The following is an 8,298-nucleotide window of genomic DNA, read 5'->3' as shown; positions in this document are numbered from 1 at the left end:
CGGTGCTCAATGGATTAGCCCTTCGTGCCGGTGGAGGCATCAGTTGCCGTGAAATGACGCTGGAAGACGATGAACAGCACGACCGCGGGCACGGCCAGCACGGTCGATCCGGCCAGGATGGAACCGATCGCGTTGGTGTGGTAGCCGGCACCCGTCGAGGTGAAGTTGGCGATCGCCACGGCGAGCGGCTGCAGGCTCGCCTCCTTGGTGATCAGGAACGGCCACAGGAATTCGTTCCACGGCCCGATGAACGTGACGAGCGCGGCCGTGAGGATGGCCGGTCGCACCAGCGGCACAGCGATCGAGCGCAGAATGCGGAACTCCCCGGCGCCGTCGATCCGGGCGGCGTCGAAGAGCTCGCGCGGGACCTGCAGGAAGAACTGCCGGAAGATCAGCACCGCGACCGAGTTGATCGCGAACGGCAGGATCATGCCCACGTAGGTGTCGCCCAACCCGAAACCGCGGACCAGCAGCACGTACAGCGGGACCATCAGGAGCTGGAACGGCACTGTCTGGAGCAGCAGGACGACCGCGAACAGCAGCCCCCGGCCGCGGAACTCCAAGGTCGCCAGGGCATACCCGGCCATGATCCCGAAGAACAGCGTGCACACCACGACGGCGCCGGTGAAGATCCCGGAATTCGTCAGGGCACGGCCCAGGTTGATCGCTTCGTTGATGTCGATGAAGTTGTTGAACGTGAAGTTGGACGGCCACGGGAAGGCGCCCAATAACGTCGGGTCGCGCTTCGTCTGGAGGGCGCCGACGATCATATAGTAGAACGGGAAGAGAAAGACGATTGCGCCGAGGAACAGCAGGATCATCGGCATGATCCGGCGCCACAGCGGCCTGCGCTGGTTGTCGGTCATGTCATTCCCTCTCCGTGATCTTGCGGCTGATGTAGGTGATGATGAGCACGCCGATCACCAGCAGGACACCGATCGCGGAGGCGATGTCCGGATTTCCCTGCTGGATGCCCTGCTGGTAGAGCAGGAAGACCGGCGTGGTGGACGCACCGTCCGGCCCGCCGCCACCGGTGAGCAGGTACGGCTCGGTGAAGAGGTTCGCGCCGGTGATGATGGCGAGCAGGACCACCAGGGTCGTCGCCGGTCGCACCGCCGGGATCGTGACCGCCCGGAACGCCTGCCACTTGGTCGCGCCGTCCATCGAGGCCGCCTCGTTGAGCTCCTTCGGGACGTTCTGGAGCGCGGCGAGGAACAGCAGGATGAAGAACCCGAGCTGCTTCCAGGTGACGTAGAGCGCGATCGAGGGCATGGCCCAGAAGTCGCTGACGAGCCAGGACGGATCCGGTGCCAACGGCCCCAGGATCTGGTTGACGATGCCGGTGGAGTTGAACATGAACATCCACACGGTGATCATCGCGACGCTCGCTGCGACGTACGGCACGTAGTAGGAGACCCGCAGGAAGATGCGCGCGTGCAGCACGCTGTTCAGCGCCGTGGCGAGAAGCAACGAGACCACGACGGTCAGCGGCACGTTGATGAGGAGGAACTCCCCGACGTGCCCGAAGGAGGCCCGGACATCCGGGTCCGAGAGCACGGTCACGTAGTTGTCGAGGCCGACGAACGGCTTGGGGACGTCCACGCCGGGCGCGGTGAAGTAGAAGTCGTGGAACGACATCCACACGCCGAGCCCGAGCGGGTAGACGAATACGGCGGCGACGAACACCGCGTAGGGCGCGGCCAGCAGCATCCCGATGGGGTGCCGGCCGAGCGCGCGCTCCATCGCCGAGCGGCGCCGCCCGCCGCGCGCCCGGGTCGCGGCAGTTGGCCGCGATCCCGGCGCCCGGCGGAGCGAGGTCTGAGCAGGCATATGGACTTCGCCTACTTCTTCGCCGCGAGCTCGTCGATCTTGCCTGCGGCGGTCTTCAACGAGGAGCTGACGTCTTCCTTGCCGAAGATGACCGACTTCGTCCACGCGTCACGGAACGTCTGCCACACCTCGACGGCGTTCGACACGTTGGGCACGTCCACGGTCCGGTTGGCCTGGTCGGCGAAGCCCGTGTAGGCCGGGTTCTTCGAGAAGTACGCCGGGAAGGCGGTCGGCAGGTCGGCGCGCAACGGCATCTGGCCGGTGGTCTCGAGCAGTGCGCCGTCCTGCGCCTTGCTGGTCGAGAACTTCAGGAAGTCCCACGCGGTGCCCTGGCTCTTGCAGGAGCTGTACATGCCGACGTTCTTCGAGTCGGCGAACGTGTAGGTGTCCTTCGGGTCCGTGCCCTTGGAGGTGGGAACCGGGGCGACGCCCCAGTCGATGTCCTTGTAGGACTTGATCGCCCACGGGCCGGCGCTGGTGATCGCCGTGACGCCGTCCGCGAACGCGTCCCCGGTGTAGGGCTCGTTACCGGCGAGCTTCTCGGAGTAGACGGTCCGCCAGAAGTCGGCGACCGTCGTGCCGGCCGTGTCGGTGAACGTCGACTTGCCCTTATCGAGCAGGAGCGCGCCCTTCGACTCCGCCGCGTACAGCGGGTAGAAGTCGAACCACGACTGGAAGAACTGCGATTCGGGCGACGGGTAGATCGCATACTTCGACGCCTTGGACGCGACGATCTTGCGCGAGGTGTCGAGGAATTCCTTGTAGGTCGAGAGCGGCGGGTTCTCCGGGTCGATGCCGGCCTTCTTCAGGATGGCTTTGTTGTAGAAGAACATCACCGGGTTCGACTTCCAGGGCATCTGGTAGAAGTCGCCGTCGGTCGACTTGTACTGCTTGGCTCCGTCACCCGTGCGGGCCTCGATGTACTTGTCCCCGTCCTTGAACGTCGACAGGTCGACCAGGCCGCCCTGCTTCTGGAACCCCGGGACGGCGACCGGTGCCGTGTTGTAGATCAGGCACGGGGTGTTGCCCGCGGTGATCGCGGCACCGATGACCTCTTCGGAGGTCTTTCCCGCGGGAATCTGCTGCCCGGTCACCTTCTGGTCGGTGTGGTCCTTGTTCCAGGCAGCGATGGTGGCCTCGCCCCACTTGACCTCGTCGGGGTTGTTGGAGTACCAGATCTTGATCGGGCCCTTGGCGGTCGTCGCGTCGTTCTTGGTGCCCGACGGCGTGCCGCCGCCGCAGCCGGCGAGCAGGCTCGCGGTCGCGAGCGCGGCGGTGAGGAGGATGAGTGGTCGCTTCATTGCGCACCTTCTTGGTTCATCAAGTGTGAAGGGGGGTACCGGGCACTGCTGTCGACTCAGCCGTCACCTCCGGGACTGGCTGTCGCCGAGCTACGGATGACGAGGTGGGCCGGCGGCAACGTCTGTTCGGTACCACCGTCGCCTGTTTGCAGGAACCGAAGCAGTACCGCGGCCGCGGTGCGGCCCCAGAGGAACGAGTCCGAGCTGACCGTGGTCAGCGGAGGGTTGATGTGGGCGGACAGCTCAGAGTCCTCGAACCCGATGAAGGAGATGTCCTGCGGGACGCGCAGTCCCGCCTGGCGAGCGGCGACTACGCCGGCGATCGCCATCGAGTCGTTCGCGTAGATGATCGCCGTCGGGCGCTCATGCCCTCGAAGGGCAAGGAGTTCGCTCGTCGCACGGGCGCCTCCGGAGGCCGAGAAGTCGGTCTCGAGGAAGCGGCCCGGCGGAACCTGGTGGGTCGCGAGCGCGGCCTGCCAGGTCAGCCGGCGGTTGGTGCTGTGCAGGTAGATCTCGGGACCGCCCACGTAGCCGATGCGCTCGTGCCCGAGCCCGACGAGGTACTTGACGGCCTCGTCCATCCCGGTCTCGTTGTCGAGGCTGACGGCGGGGAACGGCGAGGGACGGTCCACCGCGTTGAGGGTCACGGCCGGCATCCCGATGCTCGCGAGGAGGTCGATCCGGGAGTCGTCGTGGCGCAGGTCCGTCAGCACGACGCCGTCCACCCGACCCTGGTCGGCCAGCTTGCGGTACGCGTCCTCCTCGGCCCGCTCGTCGGCCACGAAGCGCAGCAGCAGCGCCTGGTCGTGCTCGGCGAGGGTGGACTCCATACCGGCGATGAAGCGGGCGAAGAACGGGTCCGAGCCGAGCGTCGCGGGCGGCCGGGCAAAGACCAGACCGAGCGCATAAGCCCGCGACGTCGACAAGGAGCGGGCCCGGTGACTCGGGGTCCAGCCCAGCTCGCCGGCCGCCGCGAGCACCCGGGCGCGGGTTTCCGGTGCGACATTCTTGCGTCCGTTGACAACGAACGAGACGGTGGCCTTGGAGGTTCCCGCAAGGGTTGCCACGTCATTGATCGTCGGACGTGAGGGCGCGCGCGAATCGAGCCCGCTATCTTCCGGCATCGCTCGCTCCTTTGCGTACAGGTGGGGGCCGACAGCTTCGTCGAGCCGATTTCGCTGACGTTAGTGAACGCCTTTGAAAGTCATCTGTCAAACCGGTTTAGGTGTGAGCGTCACAGATCGCAGCCCCAAAGTCCCGTACGCGCAGGTCAGCCAGGCAGTACAGTCCGAAAGGGCGTCGGGCCACCCCTGGCGCCGACGTCCCTCGCTACGCCGCGGGGCCGCCGAGCTGCCCAGCACGGACGCTGGTGCTCGCGGCCTCGACCAAAGGTGCACTTGTGGATCAGCTCAGCCTCGGAGTCATCGCTCACTCACGTAAGCAGGACGAGCGCCGGCTACCGATCCACCCCCAGCACGTCGAGCGGATCGACGCGGACCTGCGGGCGCGCCTGTACCTCGAGACCGGGTACGGGGAGAGCTTCGGCATCCCGGACGAGCAGCTCGCGCCGCTGGTCGCCGGGTTCCGCTCGCACGCGGAGCTGATCGCCCAGACCGACGTGATCCTGCTGGCCAAGCCGCTCGCCAGCGACGTCGCCGAGCTGCGCGAGGGTCAGGTGCTGTGGGGCTGGCCGCACTGCGTCCAGGACGCGAGGATCACCCAGCTGGCCATCGACCGCCGTCTGACACTCATCGCGTTCGAGGCGATGAACCACTGGACCCGCGACGGCTGGTTCGCCCTGCACGTGTTCCACAAGAACAACGAGCTCGCCGGCTACTGCTCGGTGCTGCACGCACTGTCGATCGTCGGGGCGACCGGCGACTACGGCCGCCGGCTGCGCGCCGCGGTGATCGGCTTCGGCGCGACCGCGCGCGGCGCGGTCACCGCCCTGAACGCGCACGGCGTGCACGACGTCGACGTGCTCACCCACCGGGGCGTGACGGCGGTCGGCTCACCCATTCACTCCGCCCGGATGGTGCACTTCGAGACCGACTCCCTCGACTCGTCGCGCAACACCGCTCTCACCGAGGCCGGCCGGGTGCCGCTCGCGGGCTTCCTCGCCGGCCACGACATCATCGTCAACTGCGTCCTGCAGAACCCGGACGCGCCGATCACCTTCCTCACCGAAGGGGATCTCGCCGCGATCGCACCGGGCAGCGTGATCGTGGACGTGTCGTGCGACGAGAAGATGGGCTTCAGCTGGGCGCGAGCGACGTCGTTCGCGGAGCCGACGTTCCAGGTCGGGAGCAACGTCCACTACTACGGCGTGGACCACAGCCCGTCCTACCTGTGGGACTCGGCGACCTGGGAGATCAGCGAGGCGCTGCTGCCCCACCTGCGAACGGTCCTGTCCGGCCCGGCGTCCTGGGAGACCGACGAGACCATCAGGCGGGCGATCGAGATCCGCGACGGGATGGTCCAGAACCCGCAGATCCTGTCCTTCCAGCACCGGTCGGCGGGCTATCCGCACGCTCGCATCGCCGTCTGAGGCGACGCAGCATCCCGGTCGCCATCACGAAGTCGGCGGGCACGATCAGCGCCGCGTAGGAGGTCACGGGGGAGGCCCGGAGTCACCGGGAGGCACCCCGGAGGCCCGGATCGGGGACTGCGACGTGGTGCGGGCAGGGTCGCCGCAGACGAACTCTTGACGTCGAGCAGGTGTTCGGCCCGCACTCGAGCGACCCACGTCCGCAATTGACCTGCCGGAGCCTATTGTCCGGGAAACGCGGGCGTAGTTAACTGACCAAATGACCGGTCTCGTGACCTCCGAGCGCCGACGACCCGGCGATCGGAATGCAGAAGCCCGCGAGCCCGCCGCACCCGGCGGGTCGACCCTCCTCGGTCGCCAGAAGGAGCCGGTCGTGGCCCTGCTCGACGGCGGCCCGGTCGACGCCGAGGTCGTCGATGTCGCGCTCGGGGCGTGCCTGAGCCGGGAACGTGACCTGCGCCTGGTCCACATCTACGGATCGCCGGGCCGCGCGCCCGCACCGCTGGTCGAAGCCTTCGCCCGGGAGCATGTGCGCGGCGCGATGATGGTCGCCCACCTCGTGCCGGGAGTGGCAGCGAGCGCGATCCTCATTCCCGCTGGTACCCGCGACGCCCTGCGACGCGAGATCACGCACGCCGCCCTGGTCGTGACGTCAGTGGCCAAGACCGAGGAGCCGGCCGAGATCAGCCGCCCGCGCCGCGGAGCCGGACGTGAACGTGAGGTCATCCGGGTGACGCGCCCGGTGGTCGCAGACCAACTGCGACTCGGCTACCGGCTTGCCCTGCTGCGTGAGCTCGAGCGCGTGCCCGACCGCGACGACGGCGCAACCACCCCCGAGGCCCTCGACGACGCGTTCCATGTCGGAATCGCCAGCCCGCCGCTGAGTGCGGAGACGATCCGCGCCTGGGCCGCGTGCCTGGCGTGGCCGGCGCAGCAGGCGGACCTCGGCGGAGTCATCCCTTGGCAGAACTGACTGCCGCGCCAACCCCGAGCCGTCCCACGCCAGCCCCGAGCAGGGGCGCGGTCGCAGGCGCACGCGACTCCGACTCCGCTACGCGCTCGTAACGCGGCGATAACGCCCCAGGGTTCACGCTCGTTCCGCGACGGACACGACTCGTCGGTCGCTGTCCTCGGTGGCCGGAAGGTCCGGGCCATCTTGCGGATGCGGAGACGAACCGTCATGACAGCGTTGTGGATCGCCTGGCCCGCGTGCGCGGTGCTCATCCTTGCCCTGTACGCGTGGTTGGGACGCGCGACGAACCTCGGGCCGCTCGGGTTGCTGATCGACGAGCGTGGCCGGTACAGCCTGACCCGGATTCAGCTGTCCCTGTGGACCCTGGTCGTCATCTCGCTGATCGCCGGCATCTTCGCCGCGCGGGCCACCGTCCGGGGCATCGACCCGCTCGCCTTCTCGATCCCGAGCGAGGTCTTGGGCCTGCTCGGCATCTCGATCGGTTCGACCGCGATCGCGACCGGGATCAAGGTGCAGAAGAACAGGTCGCGGACGGCGTTCGTGGCCGCCTCCAAGCGGGGTGAGGCCCGCGTCGCGCAGGCGCTGCTGATCGAGGAGGGCCCCCAGGCCGACAAGTCGGTCGACATCGCCAAGATGCAGAACTTCCTCTTCACCGCCTTCCTCGTGGTCGCGTACGTGATCCTCGCCGTGCACGCGCTGGCCGGCGCGGGCCCCGGGACGCCGATCACCGGACCGGCCGACGTCACGAGCCTTCCGGGCTTCAACCCGACCTTCCTCACCCTGCTCGGCATCAGCCACGCCGGCTATCTCGCCGGCAAGCTGCCGACCCGGGGCGAGCTCACGGAAGACACCCCCGCGTACTCCCTCGCGCAACGCAACCGGCAGCAGGTCCTCGACCGCGCGACCGAGCTGCCGATGACCTCGCAGGCCCGGGCGGCGGCCAAGCGGGCGCACCACGCCGAGCAGCGCGACCAGGCCCTGCGCAACGCCGCCGAGCCGGCGCCCACCACGGCAGACACCTCCAGCGCCGACACCTCCAGCCAGGGCGATCAGGCGCACGACGGCAGCCGGCGGGGTCAGCGCGAGTGACCCGCGCCGAACTGGTCCGCGGTGAGCGGCACCAGCTGCCCGACGACGTGCTGGCCGCCGACCACGAGCAACCCCACCTCAGCGTCGAGGTGTTCCGGAGCCGCGCCGACCTCGACGACCTCCACCTCCACCTCCGCGGACATGCCGTCGGCAACTGCTTGGGCAATGTCGCGGGTGTTGCCGAACATCGACTCGTAGACCACCAGAGCACGCATCGTCGTGACCTTTCGTGAATGTGAGGCGTCAACTCCAGATTTGCCTCGCCGGGTCCGGCCTCGGAAGGGACCAAGGGCCCGCCCGGGGGGACATTCCCCGCGCACGCCGCGCCTCGCGGTGCCATCCTGGCCGGGACAGCGCACCGGGACCGCGGACCAGCAGGAGGAAGTCATGAAGATCGCCATCCTTGGCACCGGGTCCGTCGGGCGAACGTTGGCGGCCCGGCTCGCCGGCCTCGGCCACGAGGTGACGATCGGTACTCGTGACCGCGCCTCGACGCTGGCGCGCGACACCCCCGACAGAATGGGCAATCCGCCCTTCTCCGAATGGCTCGCCGAGCA

General features: G+C 68.3%; 9 protein-coding genes. 4 read left to right on the top strand and 5 right to left on the bottom strand.

The annotated features are described in order from the left end of the window. Window positions 1-14 precede the first annotated feature (14 nt). The 4 genes from VIM26_RS22360 to VIM26_RS22345 are packed head-to-tail and all read right to left on the bottom strand — an operon-like array spanning window position 15 to window position 4,198. The gene (locus tag VIM26_RS22360) at window positions 15-866 is read right to left on the bottom strand and encodes a carbohydrate ABC transporter permease (protein ID WP_331955402.1); all 852 of its coding nucleotides are present in this window, start codon (window positions 864-866) and stop codon (window positions 15-17) included. 1 nt (window position 867) lies between these two features. Then, window positions 868-1,830 (bottom strand): sugar ABC transporter permease, encoded by a 963-nt coding sequence (locus VIM26_RS22355; protein ID WP_331955400.1) that lies wholly within the window; start codon window positions 1,828-1,830, stop codon window positions 868-870. An 11-nt stretch (window positions 1,831-1,841) separates the two neighbouring features. Further along, window positions 1,842-3,131 (bottom strand): extracellular solute-binding protein, encoded by a 1,290-nt coding sequence (locus VIM26_RS22350; protein WP_331955399.1) that lies wholly within the window; start codon window positions 3,129-3,131, stop codon window positions 1,842-1,844. 56 nt (window positions 3,132-3,187) lie between these two features. Then, complete coding sequence (locus tag VIM26_RS22345; RefSeq protein WP_331955397.1) at window positions 3,188-4,198, bottom strand: LacI family DNA-binding transcriptional regulator; 1,011 nt, start codon at window positions 4,196-4,198, stop codon at window positions 3,188-3,190. 332 nt (window positions 4,199-4,530) lie between these two features. Here VIM26_RS22345 and VIM26_RS22340 point away from each other — a divergent pair, with 332 nt between their 5' ends. The 3 genes from VIM26_RS22340 to VIM26_RS22330 all read left to right on the top strand — a co-directional run bounded on the left by VIM26_RS22340 (window position 4,531) and on the right by VIM26_RS22330 (window position 7,741). Beyond that, a complete protein-coding gene (locus VIM26_RS22340) occupies window positions 4,531-5,679 on the top strand; it encodes a N(5)-(carboxyethyl)ornithine synthase (RefSeq protein WP_331955395.1) in 1,149 nt (382 codons plus the stop codon). A 259-nt stretch (window positions 5,680-5,938) separates the two neighbouring features. Further along, entirely contained in the window at window positions 5,939-6,652 is a 714-nt protein-coding gene (locus VIM26_RS22335; RefSeq protein ID WP_331955393.1) for a hypothetical protein, read from the top strand. Between the two features lie 207 nt (window positions 6,653-6,859). Beyond that, window positions 6,860-7,741: a hypothetical protein gene (locus tag VIM26_RS22330; RefSeq protein WP_331955391.1), complete on the top strand. Its 882-nt coding sequence runs from the start codon at window positions 6,860-6,862 to the stop codon at window positions 7,739-7,741. Here the strand turns inward: VIM26_RS22330 and VIM26_RS22325 are convergent. After that, the gene (locus VIM26_RS22325) at window positions 7,729-7,956 is read right to left on the bottom strand and encodes a flavodoxin domain-containing protein (RefSeq protein ID WP_331955389.1); all 228 of its coding nucleotides are present in this window, start codon (window positions 7,954-7,956) and stop codon (window positions 7,729-7,731) included. The two genes, VIM26_RS22330 and VIM26_RS22325, sit on opposite strands and share 13 nt — an antisense overlap. A 172-nt stretch (window positions 7,957-8,128) precedes the next feature. Between VIM26_RS22325 and VIM26_RS22320 the strand changes: the two genes are divergently transcribed. Next, a partial coding sequence (locus VIM26_RS22320) for an NAD(P)-binding domain-containing protein (protein ID WP_331955404.1) occupies window positions 8,129-8,298 on the top strand: 170 nt, incomplete at its 3' end.

The organism is Pengzhenrongella sp. (genome assembly GCF_036565025.1).
Classification (GTDB): domain Bacteria; phylum Actinomycetota; class Actinomycetes; order Actinomycetales; family Cellulomonadaceae; genus Pengzhenrongella.
This window is presented reverse-complemented; position numbering and strand designations above follow the sequence as displayed.

Excerpts from the sequence above, each read along its gene's own strand:
- VIM26_RS22360 (WP_331955402.1), bottom strand. The coding sequence starts at position 866 with ATGACCGACAACCAGCGCAGGCCGCTGTGGCGCCGGATCATGCCGATG.
- VIM26_RS22355 (WP_331955400.1), bottom strand. The coding sequence starts at position 1,830 with ATGCCTGCTCAGACCTCGCTCCGCCGGGCGCCGGGATCGCGGCCAACT.
- VIM26_RS22350 (WP_331955399.1), bottom strand. The coding sequence starts at position 3,131 with ATGAAGCGACCACTCATCCTCCTCACCGCCGCGCTCGCGACCGCGAGC.
- VIM26_RS22335 (WP_331955393.1), top strand. The coding sequence starts at position 5,939 with ATGACCGGTCTCGTGACCTCCGAGCGCCGACGACCCGGCGATCGGAAT.
- VIM26_RS22330 (WP_331955391.1), top strand. The coding sequence starts at position 6,860 with ATGACAGCGTTGTGGATCGCCTGGCCCGCGTGCGCGGTGCTCATCCTT.
- VIM26_RS22325 (WP_331955389.1), bottom strand. The coding sequence starts at position 7,956 with ATGCGTGCTCTGGTGGTCTACGAGTCGATGTTCGGCAACACCCGCGAC.